Source organism: Chryseosolibacter histidinae (genome assembly GCF_018598225.1).
Lineage (GTDB): Bacteria > Bacteroidota > Bacteroidia > Cytophagales > Cyclobacteriaceae > Chryseosolibacter > Chryseosolibacter histidini.
In genome coordinates this window covers 96,260-120,856 of the sequence record NZ_JAHESF010000020.1, presented here as the reverse complement: position 1 = coordinate 120,856, position 24,597 = coordinate 96,260, and the positions used below count along the sequence as shown (strand labels likewise).

Below are 24,597 nucleotides of genomic sequence, written 5' to 3'. Positions count from 1 at the left end.
GTTCGGGCGGGTCTCGTCGTACCAGTTGAGGGCAAACTGCAGCTCGGGGTTGCGCCAGAGGCCCGACTTCGCTTCCTGGAAAAGTCCCGCAGCTTCCGCCAGGCGCCGGTAGATCTCCGCCGATTGCGTTTCATCGTTCACCCACCGGATGAGTCGCTGCCAGATGCGCATGAGGCTTTCGTGCGAGATGTCGATGATGGATTCGTCGTTCAGTGGCACGTCGGCGGGCGGCATCAGGAACGAGCGGCCTTCTTTCCTGAAAACTTCGATCACGGCCACAACCTCTTCGCTGGTGGCATTGGCGATCTCGCAGATCTCGCGCAGCTTCGTAGGCCGCCGGATGCCTTGCCGCTCCTGCCCTTTTTCGGTGATGGCCTTGAATAGCATCTCGCAGATCTTCCGGTGCTTATCGGTCTTCAGCTCTCCATAAGCTTCTTCGGCGTGCTGCGACAGGGCTTCCGCCATGGTGCCAATAGCCCGGTAGTGATCAAGGTCGATCGGCGCGTCAGTACCTTGATGCTGTTTCCAGTAGCTCCAGGTGCGCAGCAGGGCATGTTGTAAGATCGGGAGCTGATCGGGGTTATCGCCAACGTCGTTCAGCAGGTGTGTGAGCAAACGCGGCGATACCGTGGCGCCTCCCACGGCGATGGGGCCTGCAATGGCATCACGTTGCTCTTCACGCGACATGCGTGGCACCAGGTACTGTCCTTTGTTGATCAGCTCCGGAAGCCCGGGGAAAGCCGTGCATTCACCGATAAAATCCGAACGCATGGTGAGCACTATGTAGATGGATACACCTTCCTGGCGACTGGCATTCAACAACAGCTCCACGAAGCTGATCGAATCGCGCCTGCCTGAATATTGGGTGCGCTCATATTTGCTGAAGCGGAACAGCTCTTCGAACTGATCCACCACGATAAGCAGGTTATCGGCAGGTTTAAGGTCCGATTGTTTCACCGCTTCCACCAGGCCCAGGTTACTGCGGCGCAGCGTGGCGGTGATCATGGATGCACCCGTGCTTTCCAACCCGGGGTCGTCATGCATGATACCGGGTTCGGCCAGAGCACGTGCCAGGTTGCCGATGGGATCGTCGCCGGGCCTGCACAACGCCACCTTCCAGCGCGAGCCTGCCTTAGCCATGTATCCGCCATGCAGCGAAGGCAACAACCCACATTTCACCAGCGACGACTTGCCACTGCCCGAGCTGCCCACCACGGCGATGAACCGTTGTGTGCGCAGCTTGATCAGCAGGTCATCGATCTGCTTTTCCCGGCCAAAAAAAAGGAAATCTTCGTCCTGCTCAAAAGCACGAAGGCCGGGAAAGGGATTGAATGATACTTCGCTCATCACCATGGGTGATCCGTATTTATGCTTTCAGTTTTTCTATCAGTTCTTTGACGAGGTCGCCGGAAAATCCACCCGTGGCCCGCACAACCGTTACCTCATGAGAGCGGAATCTTTCTTTCGGGTCACTGTCAGGTTCGGCTACATAAACAGCCTTCGCCTTCAGCGGTTGGGTGCGTCCGTAGCCGGAAATTTTTACGAGGTCGCGCAGCTTGGATCGTAACCAAAGCTCGTTGCCTGCCCCGAAGTAGATGATCACTCCCGTACAGGTCTTCAGGTTCTCCTGGTGCTCGATCCGCACCTGCGATTCGTCTCCTTCAAAAACCGGAAGGATCACCTCCATCTGCTGGGCGAACAGGTGATCTTCAAGCTTCCGCAGCGAACTACTGTTGAGGTCCTGCTGATCGCAGATGAGATAGACACGGGGCGGCTGATCTGCCGGCGGGTCTTGCGGCGGTGGCGCATCCTGCTGCTTTGAAATGGTCTGCAGCCTGGCAAGGATCACGGATTTTACTTCTTCGAGCGACGTAACGAGCAGATCGGCTCCAGCCTGGGCGTTGGATCCCGTCTTCAGCGCGTTAATGAAGGTGCTTTGCCTGGCATCGTCGGTTTTCTGATCGGGTACCAGCCACACGATCCTTGGCAGACCCGACTGCTGACTTCTCGCGGCAGCAAGCTCATTCTGAAGCTCTACTACCGATCGCTGCGAGCCTTCCGGAACAATACCGTAATGGCCTCCTACCAGGTGCACTGAAAAGCAGCACTGCGCGAGCCATTGCTCTACACGCTCCTTCAGATCGCCATACACCACGGGCAGCCGGAGGTCGGGCAGAATGTGATAGCCGTGCTGCTGCAGCTCCCGCCGGAGGCTCTCGCGATATTCTTCAAGATCTGATGTGGTCTCTGCCAGGTAAACACATTTCTTCTCCTGTACCTTGATCTCGTGTTTGCTATCATCGGTCATGGCCTCGAGCAGATCGCGGATATCGTAAGCCAGGTCATCCAGCTTCTGCCAGTAGGCCTGTTCATGATCGGCGCCGAATAACTTGCTCAGTTCCTTTGCCCGGCCCGTCTGGGGATCTGTTCTGTAAAATTCATAACCCAGCAGGTCGCGGATCATCTCCGGATGGTCTTCGCGTTTCACAGGGGTTTTAATGATCTTGAAGATCCTCGACTTGTTCTTCACCCGCACGCCGATATTGCTCTTGGACACCTCGCAAAATTGGGTTACCTCTTTGACACACCAGGCGGACTTCACATAACGGGGAGACAGCACCGATACCAGGAGGGCTATGCGCGGAAGCTGGTCCACTATCTCATCGGCGAAATGATCGTTTCCTTGCAGCTTGGGATCGCGCCAGATGACCGGTTTTTTACCCAGCAGTTGGGCAAGGCGTATTTCGAGCGACCGGTGGAACTCGGAGATCCATCCCTTCTGTCCTTCCACCAGGGGCTCGTCATCGATGTGGGCATAGCTTATGAATACGTCCTTTTCGAATTTCATTCCATGATCCTATATCGGTAAAATGAATTTCAGCAAGGTGCCTGGCATATTAAAAAAAAACGTTTGGGCAACGGCAAATGCTGCGCGAACGGGTGTTATGGGTGAGTGAAGGATCCTACCGTTTGGCAGGCGCCTTCTTTTTGTGCTCGGCCTTTTTATGCTCACCTTTTTTATATTCTACCTTTTTATGCTCGTCCTTCTTATCTTTGGGGGACTCACCACCTTGTTTTACAGGCTGCCCCTCTTTTGTGAGCACCGGGGGCCATGCTGTTTGCCAGCTTCTCTTGTAAGTATATCCACCATAATTATTTATCAGCCACCTCGCAATGTCCTCCGTAGCCTCATCACCGTCATAACTATATTGAACGTTCCACACTGTTTTGGTTTTTTCAATAAGGCTATCGCAAACTGAACAAGGGAATCGCTCCGTATAGATCGAAATAGCCTTGTCTTTTGGATCTCCACGGTCCTTCCATATCTTGTCTTCAGTATGTTTGTCCTTTCCGGAACGATTGCTCCAATATACTATATGGGTGTCGTAGTCATAGGCAAAATTGGCCAACGCATCCGCTCCTTGTGAATAGCGATATTTATGTCGCTGATGCTCCATGAAATCCGGATACTCGATCTTTTCGATCTCGCCATACTTGAGCTGAATGACAGGCGCCGACGAAGCATCTTTGCTAACTGTATCCTGATTTTTTCTCAACTGCCGCACAGCAGCGCTACTGGCCATATCATGAAGACTGCGCAGGGCGGCGCTCTCCGGGCGATTGTCAATAAACAGGTCGGTCTTATTATTCGCACCTGTTTCGGCACGTTCACCCGATGTTTTATCCGACGATTTTTGGAGGGGGTTCTTGTTGATCAGATGCATCATGTACCGAGTTAAATTTTTTCCATGATCCGCTACACCGTCTTTCCTTCTTTCGCATATTCCTTTTTAATTCCCTGGCTGAGATCCACCAGCCTGATCTCACACTCGTTTCGGCGGATGGCCTGCAACGACGCATACCGCACGACGTTCATGATCGTGGCACCGGTCAGATCGTATTGCTCCGAGAGCTTGTCCAGGTCGATGCCGGGGGCCAGTTTCGCTTTGTCTGAAAAAGCTTTTTCCCAGATCAATCGCCGTTCAGGTGCCTTCGGCGGCGGGAAATAGACCAGCGATTCGAAACGTCGCGTAAATGCCTGATCGAGGTTGTCTTTCAGATTGGTGGCCAGGATGGTGACCCCATCGAACAGCTCGATGCGCTGCAGCAGGTAGGCCACTTCTTGGTTTGCGTAACGATCGTGTGAAGAGGAGATGTCGGTGCGTTTCCCGAAGAGTGCGTCTGCTTCATCGAAGAACAGGATCCAGCCTTTGCTCTGCGCTTTGTCGAACACCCGCCCGAGGTTTTTCTCCGTCTCTCCCACCCACTTGGAGATAATCATGGAGAGATCGATCTTGTAAACCTCTCTTCCGGTTGCCTTGCCCAGCAGGCATGCCGTCATGGTCTTTCCCGTTCCCGGCGGGCCGTAAAAAAGACATCGATAGCCAGGCCTGAACTTTCTGCCCATATCCCACTCGTAGAGCAGCGTGTCGCCGTGTTCCATCCACGCAAGGATCTCATCGATCTGGATGCGGGTGCCCGCGTTGAGCACAAGATCGTCCCACGTTTGCCGGGTGGAAATGCTGACGGCGGGGAACCCTGCATTAAAATCGGGTTTGCGGGCATAACCGGTGGTCACCATCTCCACAAACTCCTCCCTTGCTTTCAGCGCGCCACTGAGCAATGGCTCTCCGTCAGCAGAAGGTTCCAGGTATATCATGTGGTCTTTCGCAAACGGGTGGCCCGGCGAGAACAACGACAGCAGCGGGATCTTCCGGCTCAGGTCATCGCCGGCCAGGATAAACGCCAACGTCTCGCCTGTGGGCAGAAAACCGTTGTGGTGTGTGCCTTTCAGTCCGCCGAACTCTGAGTAGTTGCGGTCTGTATTGGGGTTCTTGCAGAAGAAGATGTCCAGCAGCTTGCTGTCGATGTGTGGTGCCAGCGCCAGGGCCAGGGCCAGACGTTCGTCAAAGCTGAAATTGTATTTCCTGACCAGCTGCGCGAACGGCAATGCTGAATCATAAACGGGTGGTATGATCTCGTCCAGGCTTTTGTACTCACAGGGATTCCTGAAATACAGCTTGAAGCTGGCATAAATGACCTTCGTCAGCCATGCCATTTCACTGTTCAGGTCCCGGGCGTTATGTTGCATCAGTGAGTTTACCATTCTACAACCAGGGGTAATGTCATCCAGGGAAAGCGCACCACATGATACTGCCAGGGCACTTTCTCCAATACGATATCGAACGTCTCACGGCTCACCTTCAGCAGCAGGTGGTTGCCGTGATCCGTCAGCACACCTTCGCGCCGGAGAAATGCATTGCGGAACCCTTCCGGCGAAATGTTCCTGAACGCCGTGGTCTGTTCTAGCACAGCGCTCACCAGGTCGTCAGCTTCCGCCCGGGCATCCTGGTCGGGATGGTCCTGCAGGTTTACGGGGTGCGTTACATTCAAACCACAAAGGATCTTGTTCAGGGGCAGCTCGAATTCGGCGTAGGCTTCCGCGGCGGGATGCACAATATCCTGGAAGAGCAGCACGGCCTTTTCTGCCACGGCGCGATCAACAAAGGCCCTGTCACCTGTATATCCCGATCGCTCCAGCAACGAAGGCAGGAACGGCGCAATGAGCACAAGGCCCGCGTTGCTGATGTAGATCTCGCTTTCGCGACGCTGTGCTGAAGATCCGGGTCGTTGATCAGCGCGGGCACGTCCCGCCAATGCATCCAGCTTTCGGTTGATGACATCAACAGTCTTCGGCTGCGGGTCGTTGGCACATTCGCGGAGCAGCGCCAGCAGCTGGTGATAGGCGCCATGATCTCCTGTGCGCAACGCCGGAAAAGAAATTTCTGTAAGGTAGTCGTTCAGATGCCGGCAGATCTCCGCCGTGTCTTTTGCTGATGCCTGTTGGGTCCATGCCGGCGAAATGGCTTCCAGCGAAGAGAGCAGTGAAAAAAGGTCCGCTTGCAAGGCCTCCATGCTTTCCGTGTGCTCGTATTGCTCATCCAGGGTACGGCGCAACTGATCGGCTAATTGCTGAAGCTGCAACACCTCGGCCCCTGCCTGTTCCTTGAGCATAAAATCCAGTTTTACTAAAAAAGCGTTCGCCTGCCCCAGCGAGGCAACCGGGTATTTTTCGATCAGCCCGCGGAGCTTGTGCTGAAGCGCCGGATCCAGTTCCAGCATTTGGATCTCCCGCATAGTCGCCTTCGCCTGCAAGAACAGCGTTTCCCGCATGCCGCTCAGCTGGCTTGTCCGTAGCTGCACATCGATGATCTGTTCCCGGAGCCGTTCCGGAAGTGAATCGATCTCCAGGTGTGAAAAAAAGATCTTCAGGTGGCGGGCCGCCTTCTGCCGCAGCCACTGACGCGATGGTTCTGCAAAACGCCACATCATCCTGATCAGTTTCAGGTGCAGGCCGATCACCTGTTTCAGCGGTTCATCTCCCCCGAGCGCTGCCAGCTGTTTGAACCCTAACACGAACTGGGCATCCAGTAGCTGCCGGTCAGGGTCTTCTTCCTGCGTGAGGCGGAAAACGGTTTGACGCAGCTCGTCATTCCGCAGTGTATCATACCCTTCTATTCTGAAATACTCCCGCAGGCACACCTTCAATTTCAGTACGTCGATTTGTGCGGTGGCAGCCCAATGTGCTAAAAATACGTTTAGCAATTGGCGAACCGAAATACTGCCGTGTGCGTGGATGAGCCTGCCAATGATATACCAGAAATCGGCCCGACTCAATTTCTTGCCAGGAACGATACAACGGTCCCACATCACCTTCAGATCGGTGACAACAGCCCGCCACGATAACGGCACCAGCAATTTATCGAAAACCCGGGTGAGCACATCGTCGGCAATGTGGTACACCAGTCGCTGAAGGCATGTGTCGTCTTTCAATCGCGTCCGGAGCATGTCACCCAGTGCAAGCGGTGTCAGCTCCAGCAAATCGTTCACCATGGCTGACGGATCGTGTTTGTGACCGTTGCGCGCAGCCCGCCATGATATCAGGCTTGTATCCAGAAAATCAATCAGCATATCCAGGTCTGTGCCACCAGCATCCGGCGTCACCAACGGTGTGGATATCTCCTGGGGCTTTCCGTTCTTCCACAGGCGAATCTCCAGCTTTTTAGCGATATCGTGCTTTAAACTTTCAGTGGAGATACGTCCCAGGTCCAGCTCCAGCTTGTCAATGTGCAATACCGCGCCGGGTTTGTCGATGGCGTCACAATACCGTTCCAGGTAGTGCGTCACGGTTTCATGGACCATCTCACGCAACGCTGCATCGAGGCTGTCTATATTTTCGCCGGAGGTGGTGTGCAGCTCGAGCACTATTTTTTGAATGATATGGTTTCTCTTCTTTTCCATCATTATCATTATGCTACCCAAAATGAAACCTTGATCCTGATGACATTACTAATGAGGCTGATACCCGTGTAAAACCGTGTAGCCCTGATCACGAATTGCGATTCGACCTGCAGCGGGGGTGTCATCAGTACCACCTCATCTATGCCGTTTACCACGAAGTCAACGCCGATTCTTCCCGCTTCAATGGGTTTGTTCTTATGGAAATGAACGGGAACACCGGCTGCCGACGCACCTGTAGGGTCAACAAGCTGATAAGTAACGCCTCGTTGTGGATTGGTGATCCGGATGGTAGCCACCTCTCCCTTTGATACTTGTGGGGGCGCATACCAGGTCACGGTCCGCGGCATTCGCAATATCACAGGCTTCTCTCTGAGCCGCAGGCTATCTGCCCCGGTACCGCGAACTTTCGTTGCTGTGATAAACACGATCTGATCATCCTGTGACGCTGGTATCGTGATATTAAGGTCGCCGCCTGTCCCCTGCACGCTGGCAATTTCAGTAAAAGGAAGATGGGCCGGGTCGCGCACGATAATCTGCCTGCGGCCCATTACACCATCGTTATAGGACAAGTTCCAGAGATCATCGCCTGTGGGCCGGTCTTCATATACAATATCGTTCTCATCAAAAGCCTTGATATATACTTTATAGGAGACGGAGCGCTGGGTGTTCTTCAGCGAGATCATCGGTTCCAGGATGGTCGTCGTCAATCCGGTACTATAAGGCGTCTCATTGGTGGTCACAACGGCGATGGCGGCATCCGGGTGCACAGTGACCGGAAGCTCTTTGATCGTGACGATCGTCGACTTCGTATCGCTGAAAGTTTTCGAGGCCTTCAGCACGAGCACCACATCCTCGCGTAACGGTGAAGAAGTAGTGAGCGATATCTTCCCCCCAGTGCCCATGATCTCCGTTGACAACCCGTTCCCCCCGGTATCAAAAAGTTTATAGCCCACCTTCTGCTGACTGTCGTTAATCACCAGGGTGGCCGTTGTGTTACAGACCAACGGTGTTTTTTCGAGCAGGACAATATCGAGCTCACGATCGATACCTACCTTGAAAAACAATTTTGTGCGAAGGGCTGTGCTTAAAAGACTGCCGGTCTTTTCGGCCATCACCGTGAATTCGGTATCTTCCTGAAGGTCTTCCGTATACAGCGTAAGAGGCCCATTATTGCCTTTTACCTTTGGTCCTTTGTAAGTGTCATTGACCAGCTGATAAGTAACATCCGGTTCGGCGTACGGAAGCAATGCTTCACCTTTGGTCCCATGACGAACAATCCTCGGGGGCGGCAATAGCAGGTCGGAAATCGGATACGTTTTGCCAAGCTCGAGGAAATCGATCAGCCAGTTGCGCAGCGCCCGGAGCTTAATGGGATCCGTCATCTCTTCCATTTCAAGCCGCCAACGGGTATACATCGATGTAAACATACTGGCGAGCGTAGCATAACTTTCCGTAAGCCAGACAACACCAGCCTGGATATGCGCAGGTGTCTCCTCCCGCAGCACAAGCTCGATCACATCTTGGGCGATCTTTACCGCAGCGGGTGACGGGAAAACATAAGTGATCTGCAGCGAGAATGGGTCGATCTCATTGGCCGCAGGCAGGTCGCCCGCTGTTGCCAGCTTCATGAACGCGGGACTCTGGAACCGGTCATTCGCGGTTGGCCGGAGTAAAATATGCTCCACTATATAAAAGTAACGCGGGCCGTCCGGAGTCAGTCCGAGCTTAAGCAGGATCCGCTTCTCGAGGCCCCCCAGGTCAACGGCCTGCATACTGTTCGACGCCCTTGCCCTGTCGCCGCTGATACCCGGGTAATCTTTCAGCAGGTTCACTTTACAGTGGTTTTCAAAATCCTTTCGCTGCCGCGTATCCTGAACCAGCATCGAAAACTGTGTAAAGTCTTCAGCGAAGCGCGCCATCAGGTGGTTGAGCGACCTGCTTCGTTGTTTGTTCTTTTCTCCATCGGCGCGGAATAATGCTGACAGCGTATCCTGATATGATCCCAGCTCCGGAATAACCGATGACAACGCAGGAACGTCGCCTGGCACCTGTTCCGCGTAAGCGTTGCCCGTGCTGAAAGCGAACAGATCGTGCAGGTGTCCCAGCTGCGAATGATAGTTGGCAAGCGCCTGGTCGAAGAACAACAGGTATGCCCGCAGTTGCGTCTGCTGGGCCTGCCGTTGCGGGCTTGCGTTAGCGGAAAGGCTTCCTTCGGCAAGCGCATAGATCTCCGGAAAATGATGCTGTATGGAATGATATAGATCGATGTGCCGGGTTGTTTTTTTACCCGGGATGATGTCACGCTGATCACGCGACAGGATCTTTTTTCTATTCCTGGCCTTGATCTCGTTGAATCGCTTTGCCACCAGATCGTTATCGAGGGGCAGCCTGACACCATTGCGAAAGAGTTCGATGTGTTGTCCTTCACCAAAATTCATGGAGAGCTTCGGTATACGGTCCGGGTCGATGTCAAGCTTCCAGTCCTTAACCTGGTTGCGCGAGATGAGCTGGAAACTTTTTACCGCCGTCAGTCCGGGCATGGAATGGAGCACACGGATCAGGTCTGAGGTAAAGATCGCCGGCTTCCGGTTTACGCCGGCATCTTCATCCTTCAAAAAACCGTGGATCAGCCTGGGCCCATTCATGATGTCTTCCGCCGCATATCCCTGCCGTAGCATTTCTTGCAGTGTGAAGAATCTCGGCGTTGGCGAGAGTGTTTCATTGATGGCGTCGTAAATGCCCGCCAGAAATCCTTCGGGATCTTCAACTTGCCCGATCTCCAGCGCAGCTTTGACGGTGATGGGTTGTTCTTTCAGGATAATGAAGTCTACAAAGTCTTCACCAATGGGCCGACAGGCTTGCGTACGCATCCTGACGAGCTCTTTGACCGACGAGCCCAGGTTCTCTTCAAAGACCTCTACGGCCACATGATAGAGACCCCTGATGTCTCTGATCATCGTATCAGGTCGTGCTGCATCCCCCAGGCTTTGATCCTCGCGCCGGTAACTGATCTTGAATGACTGAGGCTCGATCCAGGCATTCCTGACGCCGGGTACATCGAGCACAATTTTCCGCAGGTCGGCCAGCGTCACCGGATTGCCCGTGAGCACTTCGTAGGGTGTATGCAGCCCGTTCAGACCCTCCGGGCTGTTGGCAAGAATATCAGGAACATCGAAAGAGATGCGATAGCAGAGATCGGAAATGGCGTAGCACAACTGTTCCAGGATGGTGATGCCGGGATCGTGCCGATTGTGATCCGTCCATGCTTCTCCGCCCAGCGCCTGGAGTATTTTGATGCCCTCCTGCCGCAGGAAATCAAAATCCGCGTTGCCACTGTTCTGGTCTGTAGAAATGGTGATCGCCTCTTTCATGGCTTACGCTTTGCCTGCCCGAAGCTCGTTCACCTGTGCCGCGAGCTGTTTGATGCCTTCCACGAGCACGGGAATGAGGCTGTTATAGTTGATAAAGTACCGGTCATCGTTGGCTTCATATCGCACACTCTCCGGCAGCACCTGCTCCACTTCCTGCGCTACAAGGCCCAGGTTATTTTTGCGGTCATCGCCCTTAACAAACGTTTCTTTGAGATCGTACCGGTATCCTGTGAGGCGACCGATCTTGTCAAGCGCATCGTGAATGGGCGTCAGGTTTTCTTTGAGCCTTCCGTCTGATGCCTGGTATTCGTAATTGCGGTAGATGTCATGGCAGTAGATGTTGCGCCAGAGCTTTGTCGGCGATCCCAGCGACCCGTTATAGCTGGCGTGAGGTGAAAATGCATAGGTTGTGCCGATGTTGGCAATGTTGGTTTCGATCTGAAAGGTGGCACTGCCCTGTGCGCCATTATTGACATAAAAGCGCAATAGCCCGGATTGTCCCCTGGCAACAAACTCAAGATCCTGATTGGTGTTCGAGCCAACAGCAGCCATCCTGTTACCACTGATGCCTATACCTTGCGTTCCATCCTTCAAATATATCGCTACGATATCGGCCTTCGTGGAATCGTTGTGCGATGCCTGCACCCGGAATTCTCCGTCTTTAACGTGCAGTCGTGCCGAGGGATTCGTGATACCGATGCCCACATTATTACCGATCGGATTAATGGCCAGTGACTTTCCCCCATGAGACTGGATCCACGAGTACTCATCGTGGTATCCCAGCCGCAGATTGGAGGTTCCATCATAGCCGAGCACCAGCGCAGACCCGTTAGCATCCTCGCTCCTGTTGATGATGTGAAGCTTGCCCAATGGACTCGTAATACCGATCCCTACTTTACCCGTGCCATCCTGGATAAAAAAACGGTTGCTTCCCCCCGATGCAATGCTGAATCCCTTCTGAACGTTGCCATCGCCACCCTTGTCATTGAGATTAAAGGACCACGCGGGCTGCGTATCGGAAAAATCGTTGTAAAAATTGAGCAGGCCCTTTACCCCGTCTTTTTCGCCAAAACCCTTAATGCTCAGCGGGTCACCCGGTAATTTCACAAGGCCATCTTCTCCCTGGTTGATAGAGGCCTCGATGAACTCACGAAAATTCTCTTCACTGGGTATTTGATTTTTTTTGAAATAGTTCTTCAGCTGAACCCTGTCTGTGAACTTGATCTCCATATGCTTTCAGGTTTAAAATTTATCTTATTGAATTCCAAAGTCCAGTTCTATTTTCATGTAACCGATACCACGCAGGTCGTCGATATCGGTATGCTCATCCGATACGGTATCGATAACATGCGCAGGGGCAGAAACAAGAATGCATTCCGGCCGCGGAGGTTTTACAATGTTTACGTTTCCTTCTTCCAGCGGTACTGCGTGATAATCATCGCCGTTTGTGCTGGTAAAGAATCTCAGCCCCAGCACATAGTCTACATATTCGTACGCATCGATCAGGCTCACCACTGAATTGGCATAGACCGTGCCGCCGAAGCTGATCTCGCCGGCCTGCTCAAATGCCCACGGTGACAAAAACCGCTGCAGTGCTATGTCGAGTTGCTGCTGACAATAAAGCGCACTGAATCCCGGCTTGATCCTGACGGAAACACGGATCTTGACCTTCAGATATTCCGGGTTCAGCACCTGGATGATGGCATGGCCCGGGCTGTGCGCTTGCAGGTATTGTGCGATGTTGCTCCTGTAAGCCTGCGAGAACCTTGGCTCGAACGGATCCATTCCTGCTTTATTTCTCAGGTCAGGTATCACGATCAGCTTCACAACGCCGTCGCCAGTGGCTGGCAGTGCCCTGACCCGGCATACACCCGGAAATTGCTGAAGCACCAGGCGCTCGTAGTCCCACACGGTCAGAGCGCGTTGCTTATGTCTTAACCGCTCGCTGATGCGCGTATAAAACACGTTAGCCGCTTCGGTTTGTCTCCCGCCAAACGATGCATAAGGCTGCTGGATGGATTTAATGGCGGGAAGGTCTTCCACGGCAGCGGTAATGGTCTCCGCAGGCAGCTTCGCATAGTGCAGGGCACGCTCATCCATGACCACCTCAATGGCACCGGCGCAAACCTTCAGCAGGTCGCTGATCCCTTCTTCGTTTTCCATAACCGACAACCTGATCCAGTGTTTACCACGGGGAGCGATCGTTGACTCGCTAGTCGCGTCAACCGGGATCGCCAGCTGCAAGATGCCCGACTGCGAAAGATTTCCCGTGGTGTCCACGATCACACCCGCATCGTCCAGCAACGCCCAGCCGTTGACAGTGAGGTAATGGAACAATACTTTCGGCTTCGGACTTTCAGGATGCGCGCTGCCATCTTCCATCTGAAAGAGCAATGACAGTACATCGGGTGGATTAAAATTCTCTACACCCAACAGCAAAGCGCCTCTCTCTTCATACTGCGGCAAAAAGAATGATGAAGTATCTGACAAAGGCTGAACACCGAACGGATGCAGGTGAAAAATGGAATTGTATGCGATCTGCTCTCCCGATTCGTACGCCAGGGTGAAGTTTTTGAGCTTCGGCGTGTAGGGCGGGTTGACCTGATATTGTTCCGGAGAAGGTGTTGAGGTGGTGGCGGTGAGCGTTTTAGCATGCTCGCTGGATTTCTTCATTGCCACAGCAGCATAGTTGTTGTGTTGGAAATCCGGAGCCATCAGCTCCAGTGAGAAATATCTCGAGGCCAGCGAAACGTCGTTGTCCACGTCTGCTTCGGGCACAGGACGAGCGCGGTAAGAGATCGGCTGCGCTGCCAGCTTGCTGATGACGGAGATAGGTTGCGCGTCGAACAGCTTCACGTCATCAATGTCGTAGCCCCTGTTGTTTTCGAACATGAGGAGCCTGGCCATAAACGGTTTATTCGCTACCTCCGGATAATCGGCATAATACTTCCTGAGATCGGCTGGCGCACCCATCCATTGAAATGAAAGCCAGAGTGTGCCAAGCTTCTTTCCTGCGATCTCCTCATCCCAGAAAAGCAACGACGAACCTTCCATCGGCTGCGAGCCAAAGGGTTCAAAAGGTTTTTTATTGTTGATGGCGCCCGAGTCATTCTCCAGCCTGGGCTTTATGCCAACTGCTTTCACCTCCAGCGACGCGCTCATCAGTTTGAAATTCTTGAAAAGCGTATATGGCACCCGTACCTTTGAGTCTTCTGTTGTTTCGCGCAAAACCATTTTGAGCACCGGGTCTGCCACAGTCACTCCGAAAAGGGCTGGGTCCGGGGCAACGATGGCGGGGTCGCTCTCCTGGAGGGTGATGACAACGGCTATGTTCGAGGTTACCGTTCTTGCGCCTTCCTTCGATCCTTCTTTGACCGTGATGGCTACCGCTGAATTCGCCACGGTAAAAAATCCTTTGGCCGTGCTCAATGAAAAAGAGAACGGAGGATCTTTCGCCTCGAGATGGCTTTTGACCTGCTCCCACTGCGTTGCTGTGTGCCAAAAAATAAAACCGAGCCGGATGGTTCTCACGCCGGCCTTCAGCTTCAGCAACGGCGAAACGATGGCAATACCGATCCCGGCATCATTGCCTTTCACGGCGCCGCCAAAAGGTCTCCATCCCTCGCCTGTCACAGAAGCGGTATTCCCGGTGGCATCGTTGCTTTTGTAGACCTGGTACCATTCGCGCAGAAAAGGCTTTTCATCCGCCCACTGCGTTTTTGGTCGCAATACCCGTTCAAGGTACAGGAGCCCTTCCTGGCTTCCATCCATAGCGGCATTGAACTCTTCCCTGGTGAGGTAAAGCTTTTCCTTCAGGTAAGCCAGGTGTTCGGGGTGGTCAGGCTGCTTCTTCAGATCATTGAATATTTCCGTCAGCGTGTACGGGTAGAATGGCACACTGTCGCCAGGTTTGGGATAGCCCGCAACGTACCTGACTGTTGGCTCTACACCCTTTTCCAGCATCATCATGTGCAGCCTGTTTATCCGGCGGCCCGTACCCCCTCGCACAAACGCGCTCTGCAGCAACTCGCATAACAGGTCTGTCTCACGTGCTTCAGGATCCTGCCGGCTGCGCAACTTACGTCTTACTTTTAACAGGAAGTTGATCTCATCCACCGATAGCGACAAACGCTCCTCGATATTACTGGTGTTTATCTCAGCCTCGCCAAAGCCTGTAAGCTCGAACTGATTCAGCATGGCGTAAAGGTTTTCCATATATACCGGATCGGTATCCCAGAGGGATTCTCCCGGTTCCAGCGCGCAGTAGACGAGGCCCAGCACCGGGCGGAAGCCGAAGTCATGCTCAGGAGAGTCTTTGTAACGCATCAGCACATCTTTGATCGACAACGTTTCTCCATCAACGAACCATGACCGCAGCTCGGCAACGGCAGCGTTGTTCAGCAGTGTATTGCGTGTCGCCTGGAAATGAATGTCTGCCCCTGACGAGTCTTTCCCCGCCTGGAATAACGTGCCCATCTCCAGGAGGAATTGCCCGGCATCTTTCTCAAGATGAATGACGAGATGCGTCTTGTCAGCAATGAATTTTCGTGGCTCGAACCGGAGCACCTCTCTGTAATAAAAGTCGAGGTGACGACGCGTAAAGTTGTTGATCTGGTCTTTCGGAAATTGCAGGAGCCTGAGAAAAACAACCAGCAATACAAAATGAGGCCTTGAGAGCCACATCATTTTTTCGGGTGACAGGTCCGTGGCAAGGTTGCCGTTCAGATACTTCACCACCTCCTCCCACGCAAGGCCTGCACGCTGCCAGTCGAGAAACGGCTCCCATGTGCGGCCTTCCGTGTTGTACCCATCAGCAAAACGCATGAGCTTCGACAGCTCCTGCGCATACAGCAGCCAGTCTTCCGGCGCACGGTCTTCGGGCAGGAAATATGAAGGCTCCAGTGCCTTGAGCGTCCTCAGGTGCTGGCTTGCGCCATCCTTCTTCAACGTATCGTATAGTGGTTTCCGTTTTTTCATGTAACAACTGCTGCAAGCCTGTGCCTGCACAGGAACATCATGTGCCCTTCGTTTTTTGATTGGTCGATACAAAGCTCCCGGTGCCTATATATTTTTTCATTGGGTCCTGCTGCGGCGGACTCGTACCCGGAGGCTGAAATTTGGCTGGCGACTGCACTTCAAAAACAGCGATGAACTTCGCGCCCTTCAGCAGCACCTTTTTTCCGCCGGTAGCAGTCTTCATCGCTTTCTGATTCGGCGCCAGGCTGTTGATCTTGAGGGTGCCCGTGCCCGGGATGGAAAAAATAGGCGTGGTATACATACACCCTGCAACGCTGACATTTTTCTCGTCACCTTCCACACACATTTTTTTGCCATTGACCGTAGCCTCGCCTTTAGCTGACAGCTTACCGGGTTTCACCACCACGCTGCCGGGTGGGAACGCCGCATCAAAGTTCACCGTATCTCCGTCGATCAAAATGGTATCTGGCATACTATTACTGATTTACTGATTTACTGATTTACTGATTTACTGATTTACTGATTTACTGATTACTGATTACTGATCACCGATCACTGACTCACCGCTTCCCTGATGTAGAACGGGTACACCATATTGTACCGCGAGTTCACCGCCCTGATGATGTAGTGGAGCGATACGAGCAGCACCGATCCGCTGTGCTCAGACTGCAGCACCTCCACCTGCTCGAGGCTGATCCGGGGCTCGTACTGCAAGATCACGTCAGAGATCGTATCGGTGAGGCGATTCATCAGCTGCTGGTCCACTTCCTCGAAAAGGGAATGGTAGAGGTCGCTCCCGAAATCCGCCAGCATGGTACGCTCGCCGGCCTGCGTGGAGAGAATGATCTCCAGGCTCTGCCGAACATCTTCCTCGTCGCTGACCATGGTCACCTCGCGGCCACCCTCCGTAAAAGCCGGAGGAAAGCTCCATCCCCTGCCCAGAAATGTTTCAGCCATTGCCTACACGTTTGAGGTTCTGATCACTGTTGTCTTTCGATGCAGACCGTATCTGCCCGCTGGCACTCTCATGGATCTGCGCGATCAGCCGGTGCACCTGCGCAAACGGCATTTGTGCCAACGCTTCCAGGATCTTGTTCACGTCCTCGACGTTAAAAGTTAAATTGATCTTCTCGTTCATAGGGTTCTGTATTTATGTTTGTTTAAATGCATTTAACCGCAGAGGGCGCGGAGAAAAACGCAGAGGGCGCAGGGGGCGCTTCGTTTCACCGTCATCCTGAATGGGGGTTCGAGCGTTGTTATGCGCGAATGAAGGATCCCCATTTGACAACGTGCCTTCGAAAGTGCCTGCTCACGAAGTAAGTGCGCAGTAAGCGACCTGGGGATCCTTCGCCCCCACAGGCCAACACACATGCATCGCTCAGGATTACGGGTTTCAAAAGAAAGGCCCCGTTGCGTTCGCTGCGTTTTGCATTTATGCATTTTGCCTTTCATTTCACATCCACCTTTGCTCCCTTAATCGTGACGTTACCACTCGCTTCGATAGACAGGTCTTTTGCGCTTTTGATGGTGATGCCTTTGTCGCTGAGCTCGATGGTGTTCTTTTGCGCGTCAACCAGTGTTACCGTTTTCTTCTCGTCATCCATGGAGATCTTGTTCTTGCCGGGGGTTTCGATCTCGATCGTTGATTTTTTGCCGTCCTTCAGGTAGATGCGTGTGCCGTTCTTCAGCACGATGCCCTTGTCAAAATTCTCCTTGCCAGCCGCAAATCCCTTGGGGATGGTATTGGTGGTGCTGTGAAGCGATCCCAGAATGATGACCTGTCGTGGATCATCGTTCAGGAAACCCAGCACTACTTCGTCGCCTTCTTCCGGGAAAAAATAGAAGCCGCGTTCCTTGCCTGCATACGGCCCCGACAACCGCGCCCACACGACACCTTCTTTGGCCGATTTAAAAGCCGGCACTTTCACCCGCGCGCGGAAATTCTTATCGGGGTCTTCTTCAAATTTTTCGATCACGCCGATCTGCAATCCCTGAATGGCCGGAAGCAATCCCATCGCTCCCTTCTCCGGGATGTTGTCGTTTTCAGAGAACCATGCTGCGGGAAGTCCGAGCTGCAGGTCGGTGGTCCATCCCTGGTGATCTACCTGGTGGCGGATGGCGCTGATCAAGGCCTTGCCTTTGAAACGTTTGCCCAGTCCTTCGATCTCGATGGTATCACCCGCCACAAGGTCGGCACGCCCTCTCATCCGGAGCCGGCCCTGGAACATGGCTATGCGCGATTTGGCAAGCCGTGCATTCGCCCATGCCTCCACTTCCTGTTTATCGATGTCAATGGCGTTGATCATGAGGTACTCACCGGCACCGGTTTTTTTACTCACACTCCCACCCTTCAGATCACCCAACCCAGCATCAAAAGCAGCGGCTGCCTTGGGCGGGAGCAGCGCCTGGTCTTTAACGCTCCACGCGGTGGCGTTGATCGCAGGCAACTGGTCTTCTGCGCTTGCTTCGAGTTCGAAGGAATAGATTGTGTCGATCCCGAAAATCACCTTCGCTTTTTTGGGTTTCCCATCCAGCGCTTTTACTGAACCAATGGCCACGCCGTTGATTCCCGGTATCAGCACACCGCCATTGGCCTCTGCGCGCGACAAAATAAAATCCCAGGGCGTGCTGGCGTACTGAACGATCTGTTTGTGCTTGTAGGAAACATCGAGAGCGCCGTCTGCCTTTAATCCTGCTTCCCTGATCACGGCAGAAATAATTTCGTTGTCACTCTTGTCAGTGTATACTGCGCTCTTTCTTGCTGTGGTGAGCGCGAAGGCCTTATGCCGCAATTCCACTGTGAGCAGAAAACCATCTTCGTTCGCCTGGAGCGATTGTTTGAGCACCACCCCCTTAAATACAGTGACGTCACCTCCAGGTTCAGCTTCGTAGCGGAGCCTGATCTCGAGCTCGCCACCGGGCTGAAAGTACTCGGAATCCGTGAGCTCAAATTTTTGCTTCGACAGATCGCCGTCGATGAACGAGATGCGCGCATCCGGGATCCGGTTGGCCTCCTGCGTAACATCCACCAGCACCACCTGGTACATGGCGTCAATCTTTTTTCCATTGCAGAATATGGTGACGGTTACAGCAGACATGGCTATTTATCCAGTGGCGGGAAAAAAATGCGTTGACCGGGATTGAGAACCCGAAAATGGTCGAGCCGGTTTACCCGTGCCACCTCGAGGTATAAGTTCTTGTATTCGGAACCGTATACTTTTTCCGTCAGCAGCGGCAATGTATCGCCGGCCTTTACGGTGATGATGTGTGTGAGGTCGGGCGATGATTTTCCCTCGAGCTTGGCGATCTTGTCTTTGGGAATGTCCTCGATAAAGATCACGTCGAGCTCCGCCTTCCGCGCCCGGCCATCGCTTTCAAAAGAAGTGTATTTGATGTCGAGGGTTTTGAGCTTGCAGTCGAAGTTCACGTCTCCCCACTTGATGTTGAGAAAGTTGGGCTCGTGAATATCGCCGTTCATGGTATAGCAAGTGCCGATAAACTCCTTGATCTGGTCAGGAACACTTTTGCTTTCGCCGCTCAGGGCCGACAGCCCGTAGTCTTGCACACTGCCATCGACAAACAGCAGTTTCAGGTTCAGCTCTTCGCTGAGGCTATACGCGTACAGGGCCGTATTCTTGCTGCTGTTGATGCCGCGGTACCCGCCATAGCGATGCTCATGACGCCGGGAGAAACCCTGGGGATTGATGTTCACCTTGATGGTCCTGATGCCCATGCCGCTGCGTTTGGCGGTGGTGAATGCCGTAATGGTAAGCTTCTCGTCTTTCGCAAGATTGACAGGCATGGCTATCGTTGTTTCGATCGTTTTAAAATTCTCATCACCTCATTGACGCAGGCCTGCACGATCATCTCCTTGTCGTTCAGGTGTTTGTCGGGCTGCTGTGCGCCCTCCTCTGTATTGCCCGGGGAATTCAGCACAGCGCGGATAATTATTTCTCTGATCTCTACTGGCATAGCTGCGGCTTATAGGCGAATGGGTTTGAACTGTGAATAAGCAAGCTCCATAGACTCCACAACGATCTGGCTGGCGTTGGCATCAAAGTCGGAAAGGGACCATTTCACAGGATAAGCCTTTCTGAAAAGCCAGGCCGAGAACGGCAGATTCGATTCGTCGAACAGGATCACCAGCACATCAGAGGGATAGAGCTTCAGCTGCGTCATGGCCTTGTCGAGCTCGATATTGAGCGGCGAGAGCAACGTCAGTCCCCGCTCGAGGCGAAGGTTCTCGTAGGTCACTTTCTCCGGAAAGCGATAACCTGCTGAAAGGTTGGCTTTCCCCTCATCGGTAGACGATGTTTCGATAGCTGCCGAAAGTCCCGAAACTTTCTGAAACCGGATGTCGATCGGGTTGGGAATAATACCCTTGAAGAAAAAGAAGACCCCGAACCTGAACGCCATGGGTGGGTCTTGCAGCTTCAGAGCACCTTGCAGTCTTTCGAGCATATTTCGGGTTTATAAATTAAAACTCACTTTCAGGCTATGCGCCACTACCTCCAGGGTCTCTATGGCCACCTCGTTGTCGTTGGAATTGAACTCGGGCATTTCCATACGCACTGGTACAGCGCCCTTCACCAGCCACCTCACCACAGCCGCTCCTGCTTCGTCGCACAGGTCTATGATAATGTCTTTGGTCAGCGAATTGGCAAAAAGAAACTTGTCTTCGCTCTTCAGCCAACGGTACAGGAAATCTTTGTGCTTGTTGCGGATCATTCCTTTTTTCATCGTCACCTTCACGGGATTGGCCATGCCACGCACGATATTGAAGCCCGACAAAAAGCTGAGGCCATTCTTGTAGGTAACATGCTCATACTCGATGTTCAATCCCGTTACCTGCGAAAAACCGATAAAGGTTGCCTCCTTGCCCTGCGCAAAATCGCCCTCGAAAAAACCAACGCGGTAGTTGTACGCCGGCAGCGGGTAAGATTTTTTGATCTCATCTTTTGACAATGGCATGGGTACTGCGGTTCGTAGTCCTGTTATTTTGTTAGCGGCCGATCAGCTTTCTTCCATTACTACGCGGGAAGCCTGCAGCTCCATGGATTCAATGGCCGCGTCGTTGGAGTTGGCATCGAATGTGGGCGCGTCGAGCTTTGTCGGGAAGGCGTTGATCGCTTTCCAGGTCACAACGGCGTCGCCATTCTCATTGCACAGCTTGATGGCCACATCTTTTTTATCGATCTGGTTGATGGATACCTGCCTGATCCAGGCGTAGAGCTTGTTGATGCTGTTGGCCCTCACATATCCTTTTTTCAACGTGATGGTCACCTGCGACCGCTGCGATGGCATGTGCATCACATTGGGGCCGGGGCCGGGTTCGCTGGTCTTGCTCTCTTTGTAGGTGGTGGTCTCGAAGGAGATGGACAGTCCTGAGACCTCCGAGAACGCAATGGTCTCGGTGCTGTCGCCAATGAGGTCTACCCGGTAGTTGTACACTGGCAACGGGTAGCTCTTGGCAATGTCTGCTGCTTTTAAAGCCATGGTTATGAAATTTTAGATGAAACGATAAATAGTTTTTACGGTCCTTTGCGTGAACCTGCATTCCAACCCGTCAGGCCTGCTGCAGCTTGTGCATGAACCTGATCACGATAAATTCCGCCGGCCTTACAGCAGCCACGCCGATGTCTACGATCATCCTTCCTTCGAGCACGTCTTGTGTGGTCATGGTCTTGCCGAGGCCAACATTCACGTAGTAGGCCATTTCTGCCGTAGCGCCGGCGAGCGCACCTTGCTGCCAGAGCCCATAGAGGTAGCTGTCGATCATGGCCTTTACTTTCAGCCAGGTAGTGGCATCGTTGGGTTCGAACACGGCAAACGCCGTTGCCTTTTTGGTGGATTCTTCAATGAGATTGAAGAGCCTTCGCACGGATATGTACCGCCATTCATTATCGTTGCCCGCCAGCGTACGTGCGCCCCACACCAGGGTGCCTTTGCCCGTGAAGCTCCTGATCACGTTGATAGATTTACCTGCTTCCGGGTCGATGTTCAGGTTTTCCTGCTCCTGGTCACTGATCTTGACAACCGGTGCCAGCACACTGATGAGGCTCACATTGGCAGGCGCTTTCCATACACCGCGTTCACGATCGGTCCTGGCATAAATACCGGCGATGGCCGCGCTCGGCGGAAGCGTGACGCGTTGTTTGGCAAGCTCAGTTTTGATCTTGTTGTATTGGGCCGTGGAGCTATCGCGTTTCGCCTGAAGTGATATCACACCTTTCAGCGTCGTAGCGGCTATTGCAACTACTTCAGCGCTGCCTCCGGGGAGGGCTTTGATGCCAAACCCGCCTGGCACGTTCGTGCTAACGGCTTTCCACTCCTCCCATTTTCCGGCGAGTGCAGTGCCTGTCATACCTTTGCCCGTGATGGTGATCTCAAGGGCTGTCTCCGTAACTTTGAATTGTACAGTCGGTGCGGCGGGGGCTGGCGTAGTCCCACCCTCTGTGGTGGTAGCTGCCGTTGTTGATTTTTTTGTTGCGGCAGGCGTGTTGACGATGTCGACCTTTACGGTGGACTTCGTAGCGTCTTTGCCTTTGCAGGTGACCTCAAAAACATCTGCCTGTTTATAGGAGCTTGTAGGAGAGTCGCCACCCGGTATGGTCACCGTTTCTTCGGTATAATAATAGGGTATCAGCGTCTGAAGGTACGGCGTATACGCAGCACCATACCGGAGATAGTTGGTGCCGATGCCGTTCCTGAAGTCTTGTATATCGTCTTTTTTTGCGTCAGGTTTTTTCTCGTCACCCGTCTTACTGTCTGACGTAGTCGCTTCTTCTTTTTTGCCCGCATCTGCGTCCTCGTCCTGCGCTTCGGTAATAACGTCGGCAATGAGAAAACGATCACCTAGCTCGGCGCATTGCTTGAGCGCAAGCCCGCAAAGGTTATAATACTCGGACTTGTCCAGGCTCACCGCATCGGTCAGCACGATCAGCGTAGGCTCATCTTCCTTTCTCAGGTTGTCCAGCGCTTTTTCGAAATCATCGCTGTCAGGATCGTCGACTGAAAAATCACCTGTAGAGACCACGTAGCAGGCACCTCCGCCGTTGTCAAAATAAAGTTTGAGGCTGTAGTAAAGCAGAAAGTTGTCGCCGTCTTTTCGTGTCACAGCGGTGATCTGCTCGTTGGCGTCAAGCGTCACCTCGAATGCGGCGGGGTATGCCTTTCCGAAAGTTTGCTCGAACTCGAGCATGGTGTTGATTCTGACAGGCTTGCCCTGGAGATCACCCGACTTTTCTGTATAGCCGATAAAGACAGGAATAGCGGTTGATACTTCAGCCACGGAAGGTGGAAGGGTCGAGACCTCTTCAACGTAAACACCTGGGGTTTTGTAAGTAGCCATAGTTAGTTCTTTTGGTTTTTCAAATATTTAATCACTTTAAGCCCGTTGTCGTCCGGCTGCGGATTCGCCAGGTGCTCCACCAATACCAGGTCACCTTTCCTGAGCCGGATATTTTTCCGGGCGTGCTCACAGGCAGGCACATCCTCTTTCGACTGTATCAGCAATTTGCTGGTCTTTGGAAAATCCAACAGCACCTGGGGACAGAGTTGCCGGACCTTGTCTTCCTGGAGATTTACCGGGGCGAGGAACTCGATCTTTTTCTCTCCCGGCAAGGCCCGGTCATGCTGCACTGCGAAGGCATCCGGCGGCTCATCGTCGGTTATCACAACATAACGCCAGCGGTATTGCTTGGCTTTGAAACGATACCTGAACGTGTTGTCTCTGGCGCCGCCCGTCAACCGTATGAGCCCGAATACACCGGGGACATTTTTTTCCCACCGCTTCAGCGAGAGCTCGCCGTTCTTTCCAGGCTCGAACACAGGAACTCCTTTCTGCGCATAGGTATCGACATCCGCCGTCCGGGAGTAGAACCGGTCGTTGTGCAGCAGCATGCGGAAAGTCAGGATCGCACCCGGGTCAAGGGGGATCATCACTTTTTTGTCCTTCATTGGCGCCAGCACCGTAATGCCATGCGAAAACGCTTTCACCAGCAACTTGTGCGCCCTGATGATCTTTTGCGTATCCTCATCCGGCACGATCACAAAATCCGGACATTGACCATTGGCGTAATACGCATGCTCGAGCGCAATATGAAGGAACTGCTGATAGCTCACCGTCTAAAACATTTTGGCCTGATGTATTTATCCTGTAAATCCTTTAATCCTTAAATCCAGGTCGCTCACAGTAGCCAGAGACTCCGGTTCCTCATCTTCGAAGATCACCATCTTCACTTTGTACAGCGCCGAAGGCTCATACCCTGCTTTCAAACCATTCCATATCTCGTTCTGAGCGGCGAAGGGCAACGTGACCAGCTCCATCACAAGGCGGTCGACGTTTTCCGATAACCCGGGAAACGTATCGTGTGTGAATACCCGGTTGCTTTGAAAGAACCTGATAATGCACGACAGGTATTTCAGCGACTCCCCGTAATCGCTGAAACGGGCCACGAACAGGATGTACAGGTTGAGCCTGATCTCGGGGTTTACGCTCACCCGGGTGCCATCTTTCCTGGTTTGCAGGTAAGGTGCATCGGGCCGCAGCGTATTCTCTTCTTCGATGTTGATCAGCAACAACGTGACCGCGTTATTGGCGAAGCTCAGCTCTGCTTTGTCCTTCTCACGGAACACAACACGGTCTTCCTGGAGCACATCATGCTGCCGCAGGTATTGACCGAGCTGGTCTTTCAGGAAGCTGAAAACTTCATGTATCATGCTAAAGTGGTAAATGGTAATCGGTATTCAGTAATCGGTTTTGGGTGTTACACTGGTCTGCGTGTACTGATTACTGATTACCGGTCACCGGTTACTGATTACCGGTTGCTGATTACCGAATTGAATGTATACCGGTATTACTTACGGGTTAAAACATTTGAGCCAATGCATGAAAACTGTTAGCCAGCAGGCTATAGCCATGAGCCAGAAAAAGCAGCACCGGTGT

The 24,597-nt window shown here is 53.0% G+C and carries 20 protein-coding genes; all 20 read right to left on the bottom strand.

The annotated features are described in order from the left end of the window. On the bottom strand, window positions 1-1,347 hold a 1,347-nt coding region (locus KK083_RS19405), incomplete at its 3' end, for an nSTAND1 domain-containing NTPase (RefSeq protein ID WP_438834727.1). A 19-nt stretch (window positions 1,348-1,366) separates the two neighbouring features. Beyond that, window positions 1,367-2,848, bottom strand: coding sequence for a toll/interleukin-1 receptor domain-containing protein (locus tag KK083_RS19400; RefSeq protein ID WP_254166473.1), 1,482 nt, complete (start codon window positions 2,846-2,848; stop codon window positions 1,367-1,369). Between the two features lie 115 nt (window positions 2,849-2,963). Beyond that, window positions 2,964-3,728, bottom strand: coding sequence for a hypothetical protein (locus tag KK083_RS19395; RefSeq protein ID WP_254166471.1), 765 nt, complete (start codon window positions 3,726-3,728; stop codon window positions 2,964-2,966). Window positions 3,729-3,757: 29 nt separating this feature from the next. Continuing rightward, complete coding sequence (locus tag KK083_RS19390) at window positions 3,758-5,092, bottom strand: ATP-binding protein (RefSeq protein WP_254166469.1); 1,335 nt, start codon at window positions 5,090-5,092, stop codon at window positions 3,758-3,760. A gap of 8 nt (window positions 5,093-5,100) precedes the next feature. After that, window positions 5,101-7,302 (bottom strand): contractile injection system tape measure protein, encoded by a 2,202-nt coding sequence (locus KK083_RS19385; RefSeq protein ID WP_254166467.1) that lies wholly within the window; start codon window positions 7,300-7,302, stop codon window positions 5,101-5,103. An 8-nt stretch (window positions 7,303-7,310) separates the two neighbouring features. Continuing rightward, entirely contained in the window at window positions 7,311-10,673 is a 3,363-nt protein-coding gene (locus KK083_RS19380) for a baseplate wedge protein (RefSeq protein WP_254166457.1), read from the bottom strand. Window positions 10,674-10,676: 3 nt separating this feature from the next. Continuing rightward, the gene (locus tag KK083_RS19375; RefSeq protein ID WP_254166455.1) at window positions 10,677-11,903 is read right to left on the bottom strand and encodes a tail fiber domain-containing protein; all 1,227 of its coding nucleotides are present in this window, start codon (window positions 11,901-11,903) and stop codon (window positions 10,677-10,679) included. Window positions 11,904-11,927: 24 nt separating this feature from the next. After that, window positions 11,928-15,650 (bottom strand): baseplate J/gp47 family protein, encoded by a 3,723-nt coding sequence (locus tag KK083_RS19370; protein ID WP_254166453.1) that lies wholly within the window; start codon window positions 15,648-15,650, stop codon window positions 11,928-11,930. 37 nt (window positions 15,651-15,687) lie between these two features. Beyond that, window positions 15,688-16,122 carry a contractile injection system spike tip protein gene (locus KK083_RS19365; protein WP_254166451.1) on the bottom strand — a complete coding sequence of 145 codons (435 nt, stop codon included), beginning with the start codon at window positions 16,120-16,122 and terminating at the stop codon, window positions 15,688-15,690. 80 nt (window positions 16,123-16,202) lie between these two features. Then, window positions 16,203-16,607 carry a GPW/gp25 family protein gene (locus KK083_RS19360; RefSeq protein ID WP_254166449.1) on the bottom strand — a complete coding sequence of 135 codons (405 nt, stop codon included), beginning with the start codon at window positions 16,605-16,607 and terminating at the stop codon, window positions 16,203-16,205. After that, window positions 16,600-16,788, bottom strand: coding sequence for a hypothetical protein (locus tag KK083_RS19355; RefSeq protein ID WP_254166447.1), 189 nt, complete (start codon window positions 16,786-16,788; stop codon window positions 16,600-16,602). Before KK083_RS19355 ends, KK083_RS19360 begins: the two co-directional genes overlap by 8 nt. 310 nt (window positions 16,789-17,098) lie before the next feature. Next, window positions 17,099-18,748 carry a type VI secretion system tip protein VgrG gene (gene vgrG, locus KK083_RS19350; RefSeq protein WP_254166445.1) on the bottom strand — a complete coding sequence of 550 codons (1,650 nt, stop codon included), beginning with the start codon at window positions 18,746-18,748 and terminating at the stop codon, window positions 17,099-17,101. 2 nt (window positions 18,749-18,750) lie between these two features. Then, a complete protein-coding gene (locus KK083_RS19345; RefSeq protein WP_254166443.1) occupies window positions 18,751-19,452 on the bottom strand; it encodes a CIS tube protein in 702 nt (233 codons plus the stop codon). A gap of 2 nt (window positions 19,453-19,454) precedes the next feature. Next, window positions 19,455-19,622 carry a DUF5908 family protein gene (locus KK083_RS19340; protein WP_254166441.1) on the bottom strand — a complete coding sequence of 56 codons (168 nt, stop codon included), beginning with the start codon at window positions 19,620-19,622 and terminating at the stop codon, window positions 19,455-19,457. Between the two features lie 9 nt (window positions 19,623-19,631). Then, window positions 19,632-20,111 carry a phage tail protein gene (locus tag KK083_RS19335; protein WP_254166435.1) on the bottom strand — a complete coding sequence of 160 codons (480 nt, stop codon included), beginning with the start codon at window positions 20,109-20,111 and terminating at the stop codon, window positions 19,632-19,634. A gap of 9 nt (window positions 20,112-20,120) precedes the next feature. Continuing rightward, a complete protein-coding gene (locus KK083_RS19330; RefSeq protein WP_254166433.1) occupies window positions 20,121-20,621 on the bottom strand; it encodes a phage tail protein in 501 nt (166 codons plus the stop codon). A gap of 42 nt (window positions 20,622-20,663) precedes the next feature. Further along, window positions 20,664-21,146 (bottom strand): phage tail protein, encoded by a 483-nt coding sequence (locus KK083_RS19325; protein WP_254166422.1) that lies wholly within the window; start codon window positions 21,144-21,146, stop codon window positions 20,664-20,666. A 70-nt stretch (window positions 21,147-21,216) separates the two neighbouring features. Then, window positions 21,217-23,001, bottom strand: a complete 1,785-nt coding sequence (locus KK083_RS19320) for a phage tail sheath family protein (protein WP_254166420.1) — start codon at window positions 22,999-23,001, stop codon at window positions 21,217-21,219. Between the two features lie 2 nt (window positions 23,002-23,003). Then, window positions 23,004-23,774: a hypothetical protein gene (locus tag KK083_RS19315; RefSeq protein ID WP_254166416.1), complete on the bottom strand. Its 771-nt coding sequence runs from the start codon at window positions 23,772-23,774 to the stop codon at window positions 23,004-23,006. Window positions 23,775-23,801: 27 nt separating this feature from the next. Beyond that, window positions 23,802-24,371: a Pvc16 family protein gene (locus KK083_RS19310; RefSeq protein WP_254166414.1), complete on the bottom strand. Its 570-nt coding sequence runs from the start codon at window positions 24,369-24,371 to the stop codon at window positions 23,802-23,804. Between the last annotated feature and the right edge of the window lie 226 nt (window positions 24,372-24,597).